This is a genomic window from Chryseobacterium sp. R2ACT005 (genome assembly GCF_049949215.1).
Taxonomy (GTDB): domain Bacteria; phylum Bacteroidota; class Bacteroidia; order Flavobacteriales; family Weeksellaceae; genus Chryseobacterium.
Window position 1 is genome coordinate 2,250,873 of the sequence record NZ_CP188192.1, and the last position, 20,725, is coordinate 2,271,597.

Sequence of the window (20,725 nt, forward strand, 5' to 3'; positions counted from 1 at the left end):
ATTATTTTTAAGCTTCTGTTATAGATACTTAAAACTTGTTTCGCCCTTCTTTCAATAGTTTTTAATATAAATTTCAATAACATTCTCAGAAATTATACCGTGGGAAGTTCGAAAGCGCCATTCTCATCACAGGTGATCCCTATAACTGAACAAACATATAAATGTCTTTGGCAGGCTGGCACTGGCGCCAGGATTCATCAAAAAATGGATAGCTTATCAAGTCGTGAAACATTTTCAAAACAATGAGTTAATCGGCTGTGTAAAAATGTCTCTATCAATAAAAATCCAACGAATAAACAGAATAATCCAAGAATGAGTCCTTTGTAATATTCTTTTACAGTAAATAAAAAAATAAGTACAGAAAGAATAAGCAAAGTACTCCAAACAATTTTTAGAATAATATAGATCTTATGGTCATTTTGAGCTTTACCCAAAGCCATTTTTACTGTTTCTTTTGGGTTATTCCCGTATTGTTCTGTAAGCGTTTTGAGGTGTTTTGTTCTGGAATAGGTAATAAAACTTCCATACCCCAGAGAAGCAGCTGTTAGCAGGCAAATAGGAATGAACATCCCCTTTAACAAAGGATTTTCATATTTGAAGCCCAATAGCAGGCACAGTACTAAAACAAGTCCTATGCCTACCATTATTTTGCCTTGCAACTCATCTCCTTTTGTCCATATACTGAATTCTTGCAAAATTTCCATATTATAACCCCATACTTTGTTTTATCATAGCTAAATAACTCTCGTCATTCAGCTGCTTACGGGCTTCTATAATTTTCTCTGCATCCGCCCCTGCAATGTAACGAAGCTGTTTTTTACCATCTGTGGCTGCTTCATAGATTTTCTCAGCTACTACAATAGGCTCCGAATTCTGGCTTCCTGCCTGCTGCATTCCTTTCATTACCTTTTCCAGGAATGGAGCATACTCAGTCTGGGTAGGATCCACATTCATATTCTGCATTACCGTTTCCTCAAAATTCGTATTGATCATTCCTGGCTCAATCATTTTTACCTGAATACCAATGGCTTCCAATTCAAACGAAAGGGCTTCACTCAACCCTTCCACTGCAAATTTAGAACCGTGGTACAACGTCCCTAATGGGAAAGAAATTTTACCTCCCATTGAAGAAATATTGATAATCGTCCCTTCACCTTGCTTTCTCATGATGGGAATGATATTTTTAGCTACCAGCAGCGTCCCAATTACATTGACATCAAACTGCATTCTGATAGCCTGTTCAGGGGTTGCTTCCAGGATACCATAAGAGCCATATCCTGCATTGTTGAGAAGTACATCAATTTTTCCGAACCGTTCAACGGCTTGTTGTACGGCAGATTGAATGGTATCTTCTTTGGTAACATCCAGTGCTATGACCTGTACATTATCCAGGCTGTTAAGTTCTGTGTCTTGTTCCGGATTAGAGCGGACAGTGGCTGCCACATTCCATCCTTTTTGTTGGAAATATTTGGCAGTCATACGCCCGATACCGCTGCCACATCCTGTAATTAAAATTGTTTTTCTCATTGTATGTATTGAGGTGCTAAATTAAAAATCTTTCTTTCTTAAGCCGTCTATCATTGCTATTCCGGCCATTTTTGTTAAGTTTCTCCAGGTAGGTTCCATGGAATAGCTTGCCATATTTTTTGCAAGATGGTCAAATGCTTTCTGGTTGGTACGAAGCATATGTCCAGGAGATACAAATTTGTCGTAAACAATTGATTTTTCAATATTTTCAAAGCCCAGCAGATTTCCGAAATTACCGGAACCGGATACCATTTCTTTACCCTGCTCATTTCCGCCCCAAGTCAGATAAGGGCTTAAAAATACAATTACAGGAATAGTGTTTACAGCTATCCCTCCATATTTCAGATGGGTTACTGCGGTGTCTAATTCATGCTGATGAGCCTTTTTGGTGTCTTCATCTATAAGAAGCATACATCCCAATGAACCCAATAGTTTATCATTACAGAATGCAGTAGCTTTTGGTAAAAAATCTTTGGCATTGGCTGGTATGTCTAATGCAACTTCATCCATAATTTGGCAGAATGCTTCGTTTTGTGTGGCATAGCTGTCCTCTTCACAGTCTGTAATAAGCATAAAATTGGCATGTTTGAATCTGCCGTTTTCAGGTTTTAAGATTTCTGCATTCGGATAGGCTTTTTTGAAACCTTCCTCTGCTTTATCTGTTCCCGGATAATAGGCCCCGGCAGCCGGAGTATCTTCAGAAAGAGCTTTTCTCAGAGCATTTAAAAATTCATTTCTCTGCTCCCAATGTCTGGAAGTTACCAGAGTTTGCGGGCGGCCACATACAGCACCGCCATTGAGCTTGGCAACAGTAGCAATCTGATTAGCCTGGTGTTCCATTTCTTTTTTCGTCCAGGGTCTGTCTCCGGGAACTATAACGCAAGGGTTATTGCCACCACACTCTGCTACCATAGGGGTATTGGTATTGCTCATAATTGCTTTGGCCGTTCCCGTCCCCCCTGTGAAATAGATGGCCGTTAAACCATTAATTGTTGTAAGTTCACGTCCCTGATCTGCTGAAACAAAGCGTAAGGCATCAAAATCAATAATAGGCTTGAAAATCTTTTCCCAGATCGCATCAGTTTCTTCGTTCAGATGATGTGGTTTGTGGATGACAGCTTTGTTATCGTAAAAAAGGGCTTTTACCATTTCAAGTGATGAACTGTAATTTCCAGCTCCCAAAATGGCAGTTACCCCGGCTGGCTTTTCTAAAGGATTTACTTGCTTCGGAATACCTTTTATACGCAAATGTCCACTTTGTGTTCCACTGAGTACTTTGTCCTTGGCATCCATTGGGAATACATGTACATCATAGGTATCATCATCTACTTTGGTAACATTCAATGGTTTTGGCATTTCACCTTTCGCGATGGATTCGTAAAGCTGGATGCAGGCTGAAACATTTCCTGCCAATGGAACTGCTGTGGCAAATACTGATTCGGCATGCGTGTAAATGTCTTCACCCATGATGGTGTTTTTCATTTTTTGATCAGAGGTGCCCAAATCGTCTGCATACTTTTTCAGATTATTCTGTACTTCTTCCAGTAGATGAAGTTTTTCCACTACTGAAGTTTCTGCCCATTTCTTTGGGTCTAATTGATTAAAAGCTTCTTGTGCTGTCATTGTAAATAATTTTTTTAAATCATTATGAATTAATGATATTCACGTATAAATGAATATTCATTCGGTTTTTGTGTTAAATTTTTTTTATGAAATAGCTTTCCATATCCTTTCAATATTTTGGTCTATCATATGTTCTGTAACTTCAATATTATCCTTGAGCTGTATCTGAACTAATGCAATCACTGCATTATAAATAAATCGGATTAACAATACAATATTAATAGGCCGAAATGATCCGTTCTCAAGCCCCTCAATCATAAGGTCTACAGATTGTTGATAATAGGTTCTTCCCAATTCTGTAATTTCTTTTGATATGTACGGTGAATAATTCAGGGTATTCACAACAAAAAAATGTGTAGGATTGTTTACGTAATAATGATGTACTTTTCTTCCTAAAATAAAAAAACGATCCTTGTAAGGAGCTTTCATTTCTATGTCAGAAAGATCAATCGCTTGACCGAACGATTCTTGAATATACAGAAATAACCCTTCAACTAACTCATCTTTACTTTTAAAATGTAAATACATGGTTCCTACGGCAACTCCCGACTCTTTTGAAAGTTGTGCCATTGATGTCTGCTGGAGACCTTGTTCTGAAAATAGTCTTAATGCTGTCTTAACAATCTGAGTTTTTTTTTCTATTTTCTCTCCCTGCATAATTTAGTTAACTGAATGTTCATTCATGAACAAATGTAACAAAATTTTATGAATACTCAATTTATTTTTTTGTAGCTATTAATACTGCATAAATATTTAATCTTATAGTTTGTTCTTCTTTTTTTACACATGAATTATAGATGGAATTACCATCTTTCTTAGGAAATGATTCTTGTACTCTTTTGACTTGAATGTTATAAAAAAATTAGTTTAGAGTTTAGAAATCTTTTTCATCCTACAAATCTCAGCCTTTCATTATTCCTGAATTGAGTTCATCACCCATTTTCCAAATTCAGCCTAATGCACAAAACCAATATTTATCAAATCATTTAAAATCATAAAAAGAGTTGGTCATTTCTTCAGCAAAAAAACAATTATGACCTTTCATAATGTTGTAATAAATTGGTAGTAAATAATAATTTCTTTATCATCTATATGTAATTTGTGTATTTGAAACTTTTTCGACAGCAGATACTGAAAAATATCAAAGAAGGTTTACACAATATTATAGATATATTAGTTTTAACAACAACAATTTGTATTAATAAATATAGAATTATTGTATAAAATTAACTAGTTTTTCTTGTTTGTTAAAATGTTATATTTTACAAATAAATCGTATTGATAATCAGTATATTAATCATTATTCAAAGTTATCAAATTTGGAAATAATTAATTATAAATATCAGAAAAAAAGAAACAAAGCTTATAAACATTTATATTTGCATCCAAAATAATAAAAAGATTTCATAATACTTTTAGCTCCCACTCACAAAAAGTATCCAAACTAATTAAATAAAATTTTAGGACTTATAATTTCTCTTCCTAGATCTCCAAAAAAAATTTTAAAATAACCACCTGTTATCATTACAAAAACACAACAATGAAAAAACTATTATTATTTTCATTTTGTTTGATTTTTTTTGCCTGCAAACAGCAAAACTCAGAAGCAAAAAAACAAGAAATCGACAAGATGATCATTCTGGCTACAAAACTGTCTTCACCAGCCAACCCGGCAATGGATTTGGATAAGGGAATAGCCCTTTATACAGAAGCTGAAAAAAGATCAGAAGCCATAGGATATAAAGAGGGATTGATGTCCAGTTGTAAATATCTGATGAAAAAGCTTATTGATGGCAATGGAGATAATGAAAAATCCCTTACCTACGGAGAAAAAACAGAAAAACTGGCTCAGGAACTTAATGATGATGAGGCTCTTGCAGAGGTTCATGAATTTAGGGGGTCAGCTTACCGGAATTTAGGGCTGAATAGCGAAGCTTATAATGAATTTCAAATAGCGCTTTCCTATTATAAAAAAAATAATCAGCATCTCAGATCATCAAGTACTTATTTAAAGTTAGCAAGCTATGCCGAGGCTATCAAAGCCCCGCAGGATACACTTCTGTCTTATTTCAAGAAGAGTTTATACGAAATAGAACGACTACCTGATAATGATAAAAATATTCTTAGTATGGATGAAAAATATTATATGCTTTCTTTTATCCATATTCAGATAGGTATGTTTTATACCGGCATTTATAAACCACAGCAGCCTGAATTGGCAGAAAAATACCTTCTGGAAGCTTTACATATTCTGGAAACTAAAAAAATTAAAACATTACCCAGCAAAATAATTCTCCTAAATGCATTAGGAAGCTTTTATGAGTATACACAACAGCCCCAAAAAGCAATCCCTTATTCCACTGAGGTATTGAAGCTGGAAAAGAAAAGTAAGCATGTCAATGAAAGACTAACTGCCTATATGGTACTGGCTAACTCCTATGAAGCCCTTAAGAGTAAAGATTCTACTTTACGATATACCCAGCTGTATTCAGACCTTTCCGACAGTATCTCGGTCACTCAGAAAAAAATAACAGATAACACTCTCAAAGATATAAGTACACAAAAGGACATTTCTTACAATAACAGTATTTTCAAAATTCTTACCAGCGCCATACTAGCAATTTTTGCGGTTATTTTTATCGGGGTATTATATCTGAGGCAAAAAAACAGAAAGATCAGGGAGAATTATGAAAAGCTGGTTGAAAAGCTCAATGTAAATACATCAAATACTGAGAACACTAGTAAAGTAGAGAAAAAAGGACCTACATTTACGCCTATTTCAGACGAAACGCTGGCTTCTATACTTTCCAAACTGAATAAGTTTGAAAGTTCTGACAAATACTTAAAAAAAAATATAAACCTCAGCTCCCTCGCCCATTCATTGAATACAAATCAGAGATACCTTACCGAAATCATCAAAATTCAAAAAGGGAAATCATTCAGTAATTATATTAACGGATTGAAAATTGAATATATAACCCAAAAACTGTATAATGATCCTCAGTACCTGGAATATAAAATAAGCTATCTTGCAGAAGAATGCGGTTTTGCATCCCACCAGGTATTTATAACAGTATTCAAGAAAGAAACCGGGGTCACTCCTTCCTATTTTATAGAAAATCTAAAAAAGAACAAACAAACTCAATTATAAAATTCAGAAAGCAGTATTCATAAAATTTAAATTCTCATTTACAATGAGTTTTTGACAGTTAAAATAAAAACCAGAGCCGAAAATTTCGGTTCTGGTTTTTATTGATGTTTTTATCTTTTGTGGTTTTTAAGACTTGTTTGTGTTTATTTTGAATGATAAGGAAATGATAGAACGAACACAGATGAAAAATCTTAAATCATCTTATCCTTTTGATTCATATTAAACATCTTCTTCCACTTCGTTACCGAATTTCTGCTCAGCATAAAGTAATTTGCCAGTTCTGTATTATTTAAATTATTTTTTATTTGATAATCTAAGATTTCCCGGATTGTAGATGTGTCATAAGAACGATGCTTTTGATTGAAGATATTTTTTTCCTTGTTTTCTTTTTCAAATAGTAGTTTATTTAATTTTATAATATCGAACGTTGATAACTTTTCTTTTCCTAAAATGTTTTGGCATAATTCTTTTTTGTGAGGAAATTGTTCGGTAATGATATCAGTGAAGATCATTTTGTAATCAGGGCTTGATTCTTCCATATTTTATTAATTGTGTTTTTCAGACTAGGTTGTGGTAATTATTTTTCTTCTAATTCCCAATATTTAATGATCCATTCATAGAGGGTTATCTTATGAATTCTATATTCCGTTATGGTCTGTTGCTTCATTTTTCTACTGTTTTATTACTAATTCTAATATAAAATCAAAAATTTTTGTGTGTATTTTTTCTAAAAACAAACAGAGAAGCTGTATTTTATTTTTTACTTTCAGCAGTAATCGATGAAGAAGATAAAAAGAGAATATAATCTGAAAAATCATAGTCCAAGAATTTCGACTACTTCATAAGAACATCTGCAAACACAGCTTTTATCTATTCTTTTTGACATTTAAAAAATTGAGATGCCTTCTCTACCCGTTCTCCCCATTTTTTCTATTGGTCATCCTATGTGAATCTCTTGTCAGGTCTATCATTTAAAACATTTTTTAGTCTTTTGGTGTTTAAGAATAGTACCAGTTCTCGTAACAGTTATTCTACAAAAAACAGGTATTGATACTTTGGATCTATAACCGGATTTTACCATTATTTCTAAAAGTTCTTTTTTACTTTCTCCAACAATCCTGTTATATTTTTTCCATGGCATAAAGCTTCGGCCAAAGCAGAGTTGTAGATAAATATTTCCTATCCAAACTGCCTGGCCGAAGATGGTATCAATTAAAGTCTATGGTTTCCAAAATGTCCATACTTTGCCATTATAAACCGCCAATTGTTTTTTGACAGTATCATAAGCCATCATTCCCGCGCTTGGGTTGATAATATTCAGATGAGGGCTGGCAACTTTGGGAAGTATCATTGCCTTATCTGCATCACCAAGCACAAGAATCCCCTGTAGAGCATCATTTGCACTTGCAGTGGAGTAAATAGTTACTTTAGCGCCCGGCTGCTCTGTTTTTTCACTACCCTGAATGCTTAAATCAGCTGTTCCTGTGGGATCAACACTTAAATCAAACCAGGTGTTGGTATCCTTTAGGTATTTAATTTTAAAATCAGAAGCATCATAAATTATTGTCCCGTTTTCTGTAATCCCGCTTTTGGAGGTAACATAAGGAAGAATTATTCCCTTGTTCTCCGTATCACCAAACTCCAGAGAAACAGAACCATTCGTTACGTTCGCTTTATCTATAGCGACCTGTGACTGTACAGCTATCGCGGTGAACAGAATGATTGTTGTTATTGTTTTTTTCATTGTTGCTTTATAGTTACACAATTAGTTTTTCAGCAATCTCATCGACAGCATATTAATTCCGGCCATACTCTTCAGTTCCTTATCAGCAGCAGTAGTCCCGATACTTAATATATCACCCTTTTTTAGCTCTTTTTGAAAAGACAGAACTCCTGTAGGAGGTGAAGGAACTTCATAGCCTTTCATCACTTCCGTACCGTTGATATATACAACATATTCTTCTTTTTGCTCAAAATTGTCATTTTCCCGCATATTGCCAGAAAAAGAAATCTGATATAATCCGCTTTCCCCGACTACTATTCCTTTATCATTAAGGGAAGCTCTTTTGTTATCAGTACGTTGCAATGAGGCCCCTGAAAGTCTCATCATTTTTGTTCCGGGATGAAAGCCCGTTCCTTCAAAATTTAAAACGCTGTTCGTTAAAGGACTTTTTTCCTGTGCAGAGATAACCGAAAGGCACCCTGCTAAAAATGTCACTATTAAAAATATGACATATTGATGTGTGTATTTCATTTTTTGTTTTTTTAACAGTTAAAATCCATTCCGGAATGGCCATCCAACTTCTGGGTTCCGGAATGAATATTTATTATTAATTAATCAGGACATGTCTGTGTGTTCATACATTGCCAGCTGAATGTAGTTCCACCATCTGTTGAGGTATACACCTTCAGGCATTTAGTTGTTGTATCATACACCATCATCCCTTCTACGAAATTAGCAGCAGGAATTCCCACAGGATTACCTGAAGCATCAAAAGCCAATCGGTTAGGTACAAAACCTTTGGTTTTAGCTTCCAATACAAGCCATGCTCCGCTACGTATTGCAGGCCAGTTATCAGCTTGTGCCATTGATCTGTCTAACGAGGTGATTCCTACCTTGCTAATTAATGTTGCTCCACCAGTCGTAGCACCTGGTTTATAGCATGGTACTCCTGTACAATCATTTATAATAACATCTACCGAAGGTGAGGTTGTACTTCCATTATCATCTGTAATCACTACGTAGTAATAATTTGTTACCGGAACAGAAGATGCTGGCGGTGTATAACTTGCAGATGTAGCCCCAGCTATTATTGTTCCTCCAGTATTGGTGTTAGTTGCGTTACTGTACCATTGATAATTCAATGTTCCTGTTCCTGTTGCAGAAACTGCAATCGCTGCAGGTGTTGTATTTGTACATACCGTTTGGTCATCAGGAGTAAGTTGCTTAATAACAGGCGGCTGCGGCGTAATACTTGCCGAACACATTGCTATTAAGGTACCATTGGCACCGCCTCCACCATTGATCGTTAATGTTGTAAAAGCATTTGGTGCACTGATTTTGAAAACACCACCACCTCCAGTACCCGGAGGCGAACCCTGACCAGAGATTATTTTATTTCCATTAATTGTTGAATAACAAGAATTATTAGAGAAGAGAGATACTGCTCCCCCATTGGAATTGAAAATAAAATCTTCATTATAGGTATTTCCTGAACCTGATAATAGAATTACCAAATCATTAACGGGCTTATCAAAGGTAAAAGTAACAGACCATGCAGAAGCTGGCGTAGCAGTAGTCTGCGAGCCATTACCCACCCATAATGATCCTGGGCTAATAGTATCTCCACTACAACTTCCATAAGCAGGAGTATAATAAGTAACATTACCTGAAGATGAAGAAGTTACCTGTATCCCATTAACTGTTATTGTTCCATTAGCAGGGATATTGGCAGTACCTGAACATGCAATTGGAGAAGTAACATGAAGTCTGTAATCTTCAATCTCTCCACGATATGCATTGGCTGCATAAGCTCCTGTAGTCTGACCATCACCAACAGCTCTTTCGTCATATGAAGCAGTACCCGGATTATCAGTAAGAACCCCGTCTGATAATCTCAGGCGCAGATACACATTTGAAGCTGCTATATCAACAGTATTTGCTGCTGTCCATGTAAGCATAACGGTTCCATTTACAGTATTATTAGGAACTGAAACAGAGGTTGCTTCCTTGCTTTCAAATACTCCGTTATTATTTATATCGATCCAGCCATATAATACTTTTGCTAATCCTATAACGTCCGTTACTTTCACAGGTAAAGAAAATGCTGTTCCTCTTATTACTTCATTTGCACTAGGGTTTACTCCATCTTCGTCCAGTCCATCACCATTCGTTGTGTTGTTATCAGTATCTGCAACTACACTTTGTACAGAAGGTTCTATGTCCGGAGTTGTTCCTATCTGTAATGCTGCACTTGAAATTTGTCTGGCAGGAATCAAGACTGCACCTGGTTTTTCATAACTCACAGGAACATCACCATAATCTAAATCAGTGGTTACCGGAATAGTATAGTCTTCAATCTCACCATTGTATATTACAGGACTAGCAGCATATTCACCTGTACTAAGGCCATCAGCAAGTGCACGTTCATCTACTACAAGTCCCGGAGCGCCAGTTATAAAATCAGTCAATACACCTTCCGATATACGTAAACGCATATATAGTTGGCTTGGATTTCCAACAATACTAGTGGCAGTTGTTGCCCAGTTCAAAACTATATTTCCTTGACTAACTCCTGCAGGAACTGAGGCCATAGTTGCTTCTGAGGCTTCAAAGCTGCCATTGTTATTAAAATCAATCCAGCCATATAGTGTTTTGGCAGCACTTGTACTATTTGTTGCCGTAACATTTAAGCTATAACCACCGCCAGACACTACAGGTCCCGGTACTGTTCCATCTTCATCGTCTTCCCCATTAGTATCATCTCCTAAAGCATTCCCTGCCTGTATTTGTTTTACCGCTTCATAATCTGCCGGATTATTACCAAGATATAATCCCTGACTGGATGCCTGTCTTGCAGGAGCTACCGTATTAGTCCGGCTTGTTTCATAAGAAGCCTGAGCAGTATCTCCATAATCTAAATCAGTAATTACAGGTAAAAGATAATCTTCCACCTCACCACCATAGGCTATATTATAAAGACCTGTATTAAGCCCATCTCCTATAGAGCGTTCATCCACTAATGCACCTGGTACACCTGTCACAAAATCGCTCATAGAAAGATTTTCAGATACACGCAGACGCATATACACCTTAGTGGTACCTGTAGGAATAGTATTGGTACTGGTTCCTGTCCATAAAAGTGTTGCTGTTTGTTGAGATGCAGAAGTTGGTACTGAAACTGAAGCTAACTCAGAAGCTTCAAATCTTCCATTATTATTAATATCAATCCATCCATATAGTGTTTTTGCAACACCTGTATTATTCAGTACACTCACTTTAGAATAGTAATTAATTCCTTTATAAACGGGCATTACTGAAGTAATACCATCTTCATCCGTTCCATCTCCATTGGTTCCGTTATTATCAGCATTAGCTGCCACGGTATTTGGAGCAGATTCAATATCTACTGTGTTACCCAATCTTAAGGTAGAAGAAGAAGCCTGACGTGCGGGCTGGTATACAGGCACTGCGTCTTTGGTATATTCGTACAAATTAACAGGTACATCACCATAGTCATATAAGTTACTCACCTGAAACTGATAATCTTCAATTTCTCCTTCATCAACACCCTGTCCAAAGCTTCGTGTATCTATCAATACAACATTAGCACTGTTGCTATTGGTAAGAGCGGTTCCTGAAAGACGTAGTCTCACATAGGTTTTTCCGGCTGAAATTACAGAAGGTGATGCATTTGTGGAATTCCAGGTTAGAGTAAAGTTACTGGTAGTACCTGCAGTTACTGATACAGAAACTGCTGAAGCTTCATTTCCGTTAAATACGCCATCTCCGTTAAAATCAATCCATGCATACAGATTCTTCGTCCCGGTAACGGTTGTATTAACGGGTACAGTCAGTGTAAACGGAGTACCGCTTGTAATAGTTTGAGGTGTAATCACTCCATCTTCATCTGCACCGTCTCCATTGGTCCCGTTATTATCATCTCCTGAAGCTACCGCATTGTTAATAAGCTCATAGTCTACTGTCGTCCCAATAATAAGTTCAGGAATTATACTGTTGGTATGAGATGCAGGAATTCCATTTTCGTAACTGCCGGGCACATCTCCGTAATCTTTTGTGATGATCAGCTGATAATCCTCTATTTCCCCTAGAGAAGCAGAAGTATACAATCCTGTACTAAGCCCATCTGCAATAGCTCTTTCATCCACTACCATTGCATTAGTGCCTGTAGTAAGATCTGCTATCGTTAATTCGGCATTGGGCTGTACCAATCTTAATCTCATGTATACTTTTCCGGTGGAAGCTGCAATAGTATTCACCTGAGCCGCTGTGAAGCTGACATTCGCAGATACGGCATTATTGGCAACCTGTGCTGTAGCAAACTCACTTGCTTCAAATCTTCCATTGTTATTAAAATCAATCCAGGCATACAATGTAGCCGCAGCTCCTGTAGTATTATTTACTCCTACAGTATATGTATTTATAGCATTGGTACGGATACGCAGTTGATCCAGGGAAAGGCCGTCATCAGAAGCTCCATCGCCATTAGGATTATTATTATCCGTTCCGGAAGCAGCAGAAGATGGACCTGGTTCCAGCGTGTAAGACATTCCTAAAAACAAAGCATCTGTTGCAGAATTCCTTGCAGGTTTTAAGTTCGCAGGATTTCCCATACCGTCCTTATCCATTTCATAGCTTTCCGGAGCATCTCCAAAGTCTAGATTTCTGGTTACCATAAAACGATAATCTTCCACTTCTCCATTAACCGGAATCGTATAGATCCCCGTATTAGCACCATCACTTATGGAACGTTCATCCACAGCTGTTGTAACAGTATTATCTGTACCTGCAGTTTGTGTAAGCCTGATCCTTACATACAGATTATTGATTCCGTCTGGTATTGTATTCGTCTGTGTTCCTCTAAACCAAAATGTTTTTACAGAATTACCAACAGCAGCCGACTGATAACCTGTAACAGAACCAGTTGCCAATGTGTAAGAAGCTTCACTGGCTTCAAACTTTCCGTTATTGTTAAAATCTATCCATGCAATAACCGATGATGCAGTCTGAACTGTAACCGGTACTGAAAAACTAAATGAAGCCGCTTTTGTAATAACAGGAAGGGTTCCAGAAAAGCCGTCTTCATCAATACTGTCACCATTGGTTCCATTATTATCATTACCAACTGTTACACTCTGCACAGCACCCTCGCTATCTATAACAGAGCCAATCTTATACTGAGGAGTAGCAATCTGTCTTGCAGGGTTTGAAACACCTGTATTATTGATCTCATAAGAAGCAGGAACATCTCCGAAATCATATAAATCCACAGGCAGCTGATAGTCTTCCACTTCTCCAAAAGCAGTAATAAGAGCATTAGCCGCATTATTACTGGCCGTAGCTCCATTTCCTATACTTCTTTCATCAATGACAGCACTATTACTCCCTGAATTAAAGTCAAGAAGCGACAAATTGGAAAGTCTCAGCCTTGCGTATACTTTGGAAGTTCCTGCTGGAATCAAAGCCGTTTGAGCCGCTGTCCATGTTAGTGTGGCATTTGTAGCACCCGTTACAGCTATGGTAGCAGTGGTAAATTCTCCTATCTGGAATCGTCCGTCTCCGTTTATATCCAACCATCCATATACGTATTTGGTTCCTGTCAGGGTTCCCGGAACATTCACAGGAACAGTGATACTGTAAGCCACATTACGGCTTACACTCGTTAACGATGTAATACCATCTTCATCTGCTCCGTCTCCATTGGTTCCATTATTATCAGCTCCTGCAGCAGCACTGTTTGGAGAAATTTCTGTATCCAGAAGAGTTCCCATAGTAAATCCTGAAAGCGGAGCATGCAATGCCGGCAAAGGATTTCCATCCTTATCATTCTCAAAGGCAGCAGGTACATCTCCGTAGTCGAACGCATTGGTTACTTCTATCTGATAGTCTTCCACTTCTCCTCCGGCTACTATACCGTTGTCCGCTGCATTACCTGTGGAAACAGCACCGTTTCCAATACTTCTCTCATCAATAACAGCACCCCCACTCGCCGCTGTCGTAAAATCCTGCAATACCCTGTCAGAAGTTCGAAGCCTCATATAAAGCTTAGTAGCTCCTGCTGCAATGGTAGAGGTTTGTGCCGGAAGCCAGGTAAGAACCTGGGTACTGCTTCCTGTAGTACTGAAAGCAACCGTTGCAAATTCTCCGGCTTCAAATTTTCCATTGTTGTTGAAATCGATCCAGCCATATAGATATTTTGTTCCGGATGCATTACTAACCGGTACGTTTAAAGTATAAGGTATTCCTTTCCTGATTTGATTAGTTGCAATATTGATCGCGTCCTCATCGGCACCATCTCCGTTTGCTCCATTGTTATCTGCCCCTGAGGAAACACTGTTAGGAGCAAGCTCAGAATCCGGAAGCACACTTCCTAATGAAAAATTAGGAACAAGGGAATGTGCGGCAGGTGCATAAACTCCGTCCTTGGTGAAATCATAAGAGGAAGGGACATCACCATAATCATAAATAGCTGAAGTAACACTTGCCCATGTTGTACCTACTGTGATCCCATCAACTTCAAGGGTCGGAGCATTAGCCGTCGTTCCCTGCATTAACGCAATATATGAAACTGAGGTCATATCTGCAGCTGTCCCGGTGTGGGAAATATCAGCTGTAGAAGGTTCTATTCCTGATGCGGGATCTGCATATAGCTTAACGATATCATTGGCTGCTCCTGTTACCTGCTCATACTTTAAAACCACCCTGATATTAGTATTGAAAGGTCTTACAGTTGATTCATAAGCAACAGTTCCGGAGGATCTCATCACTCCAAAACTGAACCCTGTGCCATTTGACCGGATATATAACCGGGCAATATCATTCAGGGAGATCATGTAATCTCCGGTAGCCTGTGCAGCAGATACATTCACCACAGCACTGGCATATACCGCCGGTGTTGTGGTATTAAGTGCTACTGCTGTAAAGCTACGGTACACATCCTGCCCGCTGCTTGCCAAAGATACTTTATTCCCAAAATTATTGACAATAGTACCTGTGCTGGGGAGGTTTCCATTGAATACGGCTATTGTAGGTGTTCCTGCCGCAAACTGTAACCAATTGGCATTCGTAAGCAATGTACCAGAAGCATAATTGAAACTCTCTGTCAGCAGATTCTGAGATTTTACAGCAGTCAAACTACTGAAAGCCATCAAAATAATCCATGCCGACCGAAAAGTATATTTTCGGGCATTATAATAGGTTGATTTTAATTTCATAGAAAATAAATATTAAATAATTTTTTTAGTCTGAATTTCAAAAAAAGACAGCCAAGAAACAACTCGCTAATAATGAATATTTTACAAGTTGAATCCCGTTATTTTGAAGTTTAGACCTGCGTTTTTCAATCATGAGATAACCCAAATCAGAAATGTCTATAATATTGATTAATAGACTTCCGTCGTTGAGATATGTGTTTTTCAGGCACTTATTCTTTGTAGGCCTGTAGTTGATTTTAGGGACTTTGTGTATGAATGATACCTGTCCGGATGTTGTCGAGAAATTATAGTAGGTATGTTTTCATCTTTTTGTGTTTTGTATTTTTTAATATGTCTAAAAATTTCTGAAAGGTTTCTTAGAATTCTCAGTAGCCGTGATAGGCGAAAACTATGATTATATCAATATATCCAAAACTACATTGAATTCTACAGGAATAATCAGGGGTATTCGAAACAATAATTTTTGGCAAAGGTACATTGAACCCTATCAAAATCATAAATATATACTGAATGATTTCGGAAATAACAAAATACTAATCAAACATCAACATACTGATTATGTGACAAATACAATACAAATTCCTTTTACTTTTATTACATCAATCAATTTTTATATAATTACTTTTTCAATCCTTGATTGGAATAAAAAATAACATAGTAAAATTGATTTACAAATGAAATTAATAACTATGTAAAACAGATTTATTTAATGATCAGATTTCAGAAAAAAGAAAAAATACTGAAAACCCTTTAAAATATCAATCAACATTTTCCAGATTCTACCCTATTTCCTTTTTCAATTTTATATGATTGGGGTTTTCTTGTGTTAAAATGGCATCGTAAAAAGTATTAAATGGATTAATACAATTTAAGATATTCCGAATTTCTTACTCTATTTAATGTTTTTTCTATTTAAAATTTCCTCATCAATATTGACATTTCAAGAAATATTAATATTAAATTTCAATTTTATGTGAAATAAAACACAATTATAACACAATACGATTGTATATTAGTGTGAGAACAAAACCAATAATCATCACAATATGAATACTGAAAATTTTAATACCCTTGAACTGCTTCGAAAACAGTTCAGGTATCCGTTCCCTACCTTAAAAAACCCTAATGCCGAGCAATTACAACAGCTCACTGAAAATCAGTGGATCGATGGAGAATATCTCTGGCTGTATGAACAAAACCCCGATCTTCGAAAAAAGTACAAAAAAACCAAAACGGCGCATATTGCGGCGCAATGGTTTCCAACAGCATCACCTGAACGGTTCAAGCCCATCTGCAGACTGATGTTGTGGACCTTGTACAATGATGATCTGTATGAAGAAAGTGAACCTGAAGATATAGGATATGTACACGCCCAATCTGTTGCCATACTAAAGGGCGAGATCAATGCTGAGGACTCAGGAATACCTTTAGGCCCTATGTTGGCTTCATTAAGAGCTGAACTGTTGGAGTTTATTCCGCAGGAATCAGTGGCCCGCTTCACCCAAATGATCAGCAGGTATTTTACAGGATTAGAAACCGAATTAAGATACAAGAAAAATAAAGCTTATCCCAGTGTGAGCGAATGCATTGCTTTACGTGAAAATTCTATTTGTTTGTATCCTTTTCTACAGCTTACAGAACTAGAAACAGGAATTGTACTTCCACAAGAGATCCACGAGCATCCCGTGATCATTCGTTTACAAACACTGGCATGCCACCTAGTTACTTTTTTCAATGAAGTACAATCTGTATTGAAAGATGAAGCAACCGACAGTATCTATTACAATATTGTAAAGGTGATTCAGCATGAACGCCAGATGTCCCTAAAGGAGGCCTGTCTTGAGGATTTGCGTCTTCACAACGAAGACCTGAAAGAATTTGTAGAATTACAAACCTCTCTCCCTGATTTTGGAATATGGCAGGATGCAGTGGTCAACTGGGTTCATTATATGAGCATGGTACTTAGTGGATGGAAAAATGTATCTACAAAGCTGGACCGCTACAATGCCATGGAATTTCCAGAAGCAAGCGAGCTAAAGGAAAAGTTGAACCAAGTTCGATAAGACTTTAAGCAAAAATATTTTTTAATCTAAAATACACAATAATGAAACAATTGGACATACCTGTTTTACAATATTCCTGGGCTTATAAAGTTGCACCTTTTGCAGAATCATTCTATGAAGAACAGAATGACTGGATTGATAGAGACTACCAATTCATGCCTGAAGCAACGAGAATTAAATACAAAAGAAATAATCTGGTACAAGCAGCCTCATATATGTTTCCTGCCACCAAAACAATGGAACAGATGAGACCCATTGCAAGATTTATGGTTTGGCTAACACTGTATGAGGATTATTATGAGCTTTGTCCTGTAAAAGAGTTAGCTTCCGTCAGAGATGACATTATGAATGTAATGCTGGGCGATAATCCCAGACCAGGTGGCATCGGGCTACTGAGACAGGTTGCATTGAGCAGGGATGAGTTCCGTCCTTACGTTAATGATAATTGGTTTCAACGTTGGGCAGAGTCTTTCCATGACTACACCACTTACGGAATTATGGAGGAAACCCCCTACAAATTAAAACAGGAATTTCCAACATTAAGCCACCTGCTCCTCATGCGAGAGTATTCAATCTCTATGTATCCTTATGCTGACCCGGTTGAACCATCTATGGGCTTTATTGCACCTGATTCTGTTTCAAAACACCCTGTTATTAAACGACTGAAGACACTGATGTCCCGTATTATGGTCATCCAGAATAGTTTTGCATCCATAGAAAAGAAATTGGTAATGAGCCCGGATGTGCTCAATATTATATTTGTGATGAAACAACAATACAAAATTTCATTGGAAGAAGCCTGTATGGAAGCTATGCAGATGCATAATGACTATGTAAGAGAATTTATGGAATTAAAGGTTAATCTCCCTGAATTTGGTCCTCTCCAAAAGGATGTAGAAAACTTTGTACATCATATAACGTTGATGATTTCAGGATTGGGTGCCTGGTATCATTTGGGGAAATCACCTCGCTACGAAGTCCCGGGAGAATATCCTAGACCGGAATATGCTCAACAGGGATAAATTTTTAATTAAAATAAATATGAAACAATCAGATGCCCCTGTTTTATAATACCCTTGGGATTATAAAATTGCTCCTTTTGCAGAATTATTTTTATGAAGAACAGAATGACTGGATTGATAAAGACTACCTGTTTATGTCCGAAATACTATACCAATGCTGAGGTGAAGGATAAACGAGAAAAATATAATAACCTCAGTAATATGATCCATAATTAATCAAACAATAAAAATTTAAAACTGAAAAAACTCAATCATGCAAAACATCATTCACATCCCGAAGCCTTCTTATCCCTGGCCTACAGTATACAGTCCGATCAGTGAAACTTTTTATAAAGAAGAAAGTATCTGGTATGACACGGATTATGGTTTCATGAGCCCGGAATCTATAAAAAGATACAAAAAACAAAGACTTGTTCAGGTAGGAGCTTTTATGTCCCCTACCACTTCCGACCGGGATATTTTCCGTCCCATTGGCAGATTTGCTGTCTATGTAACTACCTTCGATGATTATGTTGAACTTATGCCTCTGGAAGAGTTAAAAGTTTTCAGAGACCGGATTTTTGAAGTAATGACCAGGGAAGATCCCCACCCTGAAGAAAGGGGGATACTCCGCCAGATGGCAGCAGCAAGAAAGGAATTTATGGACAACGGAATGCCACAGTTCTGGATCGACCGAATTGCCACCAATTTTCATCGTTTCATTACGTATGGTATCATGGAAGAAACTCCTTTTAAATTCAACAAAACCTATCCATCACTTGCCCGCTATCTGATGATCCGTGCCTATTCTATAGGTATGGTAACCTATGGAGACCTGATAGAGCCGGCTACCGGCTTTGCACTTCCTGTTGACATCTATAATCATCCGGTTATTCAGCGTCTGATAATACTTCTTGCCACTATTATTGCCATTCAGAATGATTACGCGTCGATAAGAAAGGAAATGACTATAGAATCGGAAAGATTCAATATCATGTTTATCTTACAGAATGAACAGAACATATCATTCGAAGAAGCTTGTATTGAAGGATTGAGAATACATGATGAATTTGTAAAAGAAATGGAGTCTTTATCTATATGCCTACCCGATTTCAGCCCTTATCAGAAAGAAGTGGAAAATTATGTCTATCACATGAAACTGATGGTAACTGGTTGCAATGCATGGTATTATGAAGGAGGGACGCAAAGGTACTTCCCTGATGGCTTTGCAGTAACCCCCGACGGGCAAGCCCCAATACCTTTGGATTTTGAGGTAAAACATATCTCCCGGGAATAGAAATGCTATAAGTCTTAGAACAAATAATTAAAACACACCATAATACTATAATTAAGTTTTTAATAATGTAAAATAATAGATATGAAAGAAGAATTAATCCTTCCACAATGCCGTTATCCGTGGCCAACTATTCCCAGCCCAATTGCCAATGCTTTTGACGATGAAGAAAAAGCATGGTACGATAATGACTATACCTTTATTTCTGAAGAGGGAATAAAAAGATGTAAACCTCAGTTTCTATCCAGGGTCGCTACTTATATGAACCCAACATGCGACAGCATGGACCGCATGCGTCCCTGTGCCAGATTAATGATCTATATTACAATATTTGATGATTTTTTTGGAATGACCCCTGCAAATGAATTGAAAATAATGGCAGACCGTGTATATGAAGTGATGATGGGTCAAGATCCACACGAAGATGAAATTGGCATTTTGCGCCAGATGGCACAAGCCAGAAAAGAATGGGAAACATTTATGCCTCGTTTTTGGATAGACCGTGTCTCCATTAACTTTTATGAATTTATAATGTATGGTATGATGGAAGAAATCCCCTTCAAACAAGCTGAAAATAGAACATATCCCTTACTTGCCCACTATCTTAGTTTCCGAAAATATTCTATAGGAATGTGGCCTTACGGAGATCTGATAGATCCTTCAGTTAATTATGCATTACCTGTCCATATTTACAATCATCCTATTATACAGCGTTGCAGAGAACTATTATCTCTGATTATTGTGATCCAGAATGACTTCGCCTCTATTAAAAAAGAACTTGAAATAGAAAATGAATCTTTAAATATTATTTTTATTCTAAGAAATCAATATAAAATTTCTTATCAGGAAGCCTGTACAGAGGCTATGAAACTACATGACGCATATGCTCAGGAACTGGATGATTTGCATCAATCTCTTCCAGACTTTGGCTCTTTTCAAGAAGAAGCATATAATCATGTTTATCATATTAAATTGCAAATAAGCGGCTGCGCTGACTGGTATTATAATTCAGGTACAAGCAGATACGAGCATAAGGCATTTATTGTACCTCAGTATGGTAGAGAAGGTGATGATATTATTATTCCACACAGTATTTTTATAAAGGAATAGC

At 37.2% G+C, this 20,725-nt stretch carries 13 protein-coding genes; 5 read left to right on the plus strand and 8 right to left on the minus strand.

Features of this window, described 5'->3' with window-relative positions; all coding sequences use genetic code 11:
* Window positions 1-197: 197 nt before the first annotated feature.
* The 4 genes from ACPF63_RS10395 to ACPF63_RS10410 all read right to left on the minus strand — a co-directional run bounded on the left by ACPF63_RS10395 (window position 198) and on the right by ACPF63_RS10410 (window position 3,807).
* On the minus strand, window positions 198-704 hold the full coding sequence (locus tag ACPF63_RS10395) for a hypothetical protein (RefSeq protein WP_426482949.1): 507 nt from the start codon (window positions 702-704) through the stop codon (window positions 198-200).
* Window position 705: 1 nt separating this feature from the next.
* Window positions 706-1,527 carry an SDR family oxidoreductase gene (locus tag ACPF63_RS10400; protein ID WP_426482950.1) on the minus strand — a complete coding sequence of 274 codons (822 nt, stop codon included), beginning with the start codon at window positions 1,525-1,527 and terminating at the stop codon, window positions 706-708.
* Window positions 1,528-1,548: 21 nt separating this feature from the next.
* The gene (locus tag ACPF63_RS10405; protein WP_426482951.1) at window positions 1,549-3,150 is read right to left on the minus strand and encodes an aldehyde dehydrogenase family protein; all 1,602 of its coding nucleotides are present in this window, start codon (window positions 3,148-3,150) and stop codon (window positions 1,549-1,551) included.
* A gap of 84 nt (window positions 3,151-3,234) precedes the next feature.
* The gene (locus ACPF63_RS10410) at window positions 3,235-3,807 is read right to left on the minus strand and encodes a TetR/AcrR family transcriptional regulator (protein WP_426482952.1); all 573 of its coding nucleotides are present in this window, start codon (window positions 3,805-3,807) and stop codon (window positions 3,235-3,237) included.
* 883 nt (window positions 3,808-4,690) lie between these two features.
* Between ACPF63_RS10410 and ACPF63_RS10415 the strand changes: the two genes are divergently transcribed.
* Window positions 4,691-6,301, plus strand: a complete 1,611-nt coding sequence (locus ACPF63_RS10415) for an AraC family transcriptional regulator (RefSeq protein ID WP_426482953.1) — start codon at window positions 4,691-4,693, stop codon at window positions 6,299-6,301.
* 191 nt (window positions 6,302-6,492) lie between these two features.
* Here the strand turns inward: ACPF63_RS10415 and ACPF63_RS10420 are convergent, their stop codons facing one another.
* From ACPF63_RS10420 to ACPF63_RS10435, 4 genes are all read right to left on the minus strand, one after another.
* Entirely contained in the window at window positions 6,493-6,840 is a 348-nt protein-coding gene (locus ACPF63_RS10420; protein ID WP_426482954.1) for a helix-turn-helix domain-containing protein, read from the minus strand.
* Window positions 6,841-7,520: 680 nt separating this feature from the next.
* A complete protein-coding gene (locus ACPF63_RS10425; protein WP_426482955.1) occupies window positions 7,521-8,045 on the minus strand; it encodes a hypothetical protein in 525 nt (174 codons plus the stop codon).
* A 21-nt stretch (window positions 8,046-8,066) separates the two neighbouring features.
* Entirely contained in the window at window positions 8,067-8,555 is a 489-nt protein-coding gene (locus ACPF63_RS10430) for a hypothetical protein (protein ID WP_426482956.1), read from the minus strand.
* An 80-nt stretch (window positions 8,556-8,635) separates the two neighbouring features.
* Window positions 8,636-15,256, minus strand: coding sequence for a beta strand repeat-containing protein (locus tag ACPF63_RS10435; protein WP_426482957.1), 6,621 nt, complete (start codon window positions 15,254-15,256; stop codon window positions 8,636-8,638).
* 1,301 nt (window positions 15,257-16,557) lie between these two features.
* Here ACPF63_RS10435 and ACPF63_RS10440 point away from each other — a divergent pair.
* The 4 genes from ACPF63_RS10440 to ACPF63_RS10455 all read left to right on the plus strand — a co-directional run bounded on the left by ACPF63_RS10440 (window position 16,558) and on the right by ACPF63_RS10455 (window position 20,724).
* Window positions 16,558-17,319 carry a terpene synthase family protein gene (locus tag ACPF63_RS10440; protein WP_426482958.1) on the plus strand — a complete coding sequence of 254 codons (762 nt, stop codon included), beginning with the start codon at window positions 16,558-16,560 and terminating at the stop codon, window positions 17,317-17,319.
* 41 nt (window positions 17,320-17,360) lie between these two features.
* Complete coding sequence (locus ACPF63_RS10445) at window positions 17,361-18,341, plus strand: terpene synthase family protein (RefSeq protein ID WP_426482959.1); 981 nt, start codon at window positions 17,361-17,363, stop codon at window positions 18,339-18,341.
* 253 nt (window positions 18,342-18,594) lie between these two features.
* Window positions 18,595-19,617 carry a terpene synthase family protein gene (locus ACPF63_RS10450; protein WP_426482960.1) on the plus strand — a complete coding sequence of 341 codons (1,023 nt, stop codon included), beginning with the start codon at window positions 18,595-18,597 and terminating at the stop codon, window positions 19,615-19,617.
* 81 nt (window positions 19,618-19,698) lie between these two features.
* Complete coding sequence (locus tag ACPF63_RS10455; protein ID WP_426482961.1) at window positions 19,699-20,724, plus strand: terpene synthase family protein; 1,026 nt, start codon at window positions 19,699-19,701, stop codon at window positions 20,722-20,724.
* Window position 20,725 lies beyond the last annotated feature (1 nt).

Bases quoted from the DNA above. Each gene is read 5' to 3' on its own strand.
- ACPF63_RS10395 (WP_426482949.1), bottom strand. From the start codon at position 704: ATGGAAATTTTGCAAGAATTCAGTATATGGACAAAAGGAGATGAGTTG.
- ACPF63_RS10400 (WP_426482950.1), bottom strand. From the start codon at position 1,527: ATGAGAAAAACAATTTTAATTACAGGATGTGGCAGCGGTATCGGGCGT.
- ACPF63_RS10405 (WP_426482951.1), bottom strand. From the start codon at position 3,150: ATGACAGCACAAGAAGCTTTTAATCAATTAGACCCAAAGAAATGGGCA.
- ACPF63_RS10410 (WP_426482952.1), bottom strand. From the start codon at position 3,807: ATGCAGGGAGAGAAAATAGAAAAAAAAACTCAGATTGTTAAGACAGCA.
- ACPF63_RS10415 (WP_426482953.1), top strand. From the start codon at position 4,691: ATGAAAAAACTATTATTATTTTCATTTTGTTTGATTTTTTTTGCCTGC.
- ACPF63_RS10420 (WP_426482954.1), bottom strand. From the start codon at position 6,840: ATGGAAGAATCAAGCCCTGATTACAAAATGATCTTCACTGATATCATT.
- ACPF63_RS10425 (WP_426482955.1), bottom strand. From the start codon at position 8,045: ATGAAAAAAACAATAACAACAATCATTCTGTTCACCGCGATAGCTGTA.
- ACPF63_RS10430 (WP_426482956.1), bottom strand. From the start codon at position 8,555: ATGAAATACACACATCAATATGTCATATTTTTAATAGTGACATTTTTA.
- ACPF63_RS10435 (WP_426482957.1), bottom strand. From the start codon at position 15,256: ATGAAATTAAAATCAACCTATTATAATGCCCGAAAATATACTTTTCGG.
- ACPF63_RS10440 (WP_426482958.1), top strand. From the start codon at position 16,558: ATGTTGTGGACCTTGTACAATGATGATCTGTATGAAGAAAGTGAACCT.
- ACPF63_RS10445 (WP_426482959.1), top strand. From the start codon at position 17,361: ATGAAACAATTGGACATACCTGTTTTACAATATTCCTGGGCTTATAAA.
- ACPF63_RS10450 (WP_426482960.1), top strand. From the start codon at position 18,595: ATGCAAAACATCATTCACATCCCGAAGCCTTCTTATCCCTGGCCTACA.
- ACPF63_RS10455 (WP_426482961.1), top strand. From the start codon at position 19,699: ATGAAAGAAGAATTAATCCTTCCACAATGCCGTTATCCGTGGCCAACT.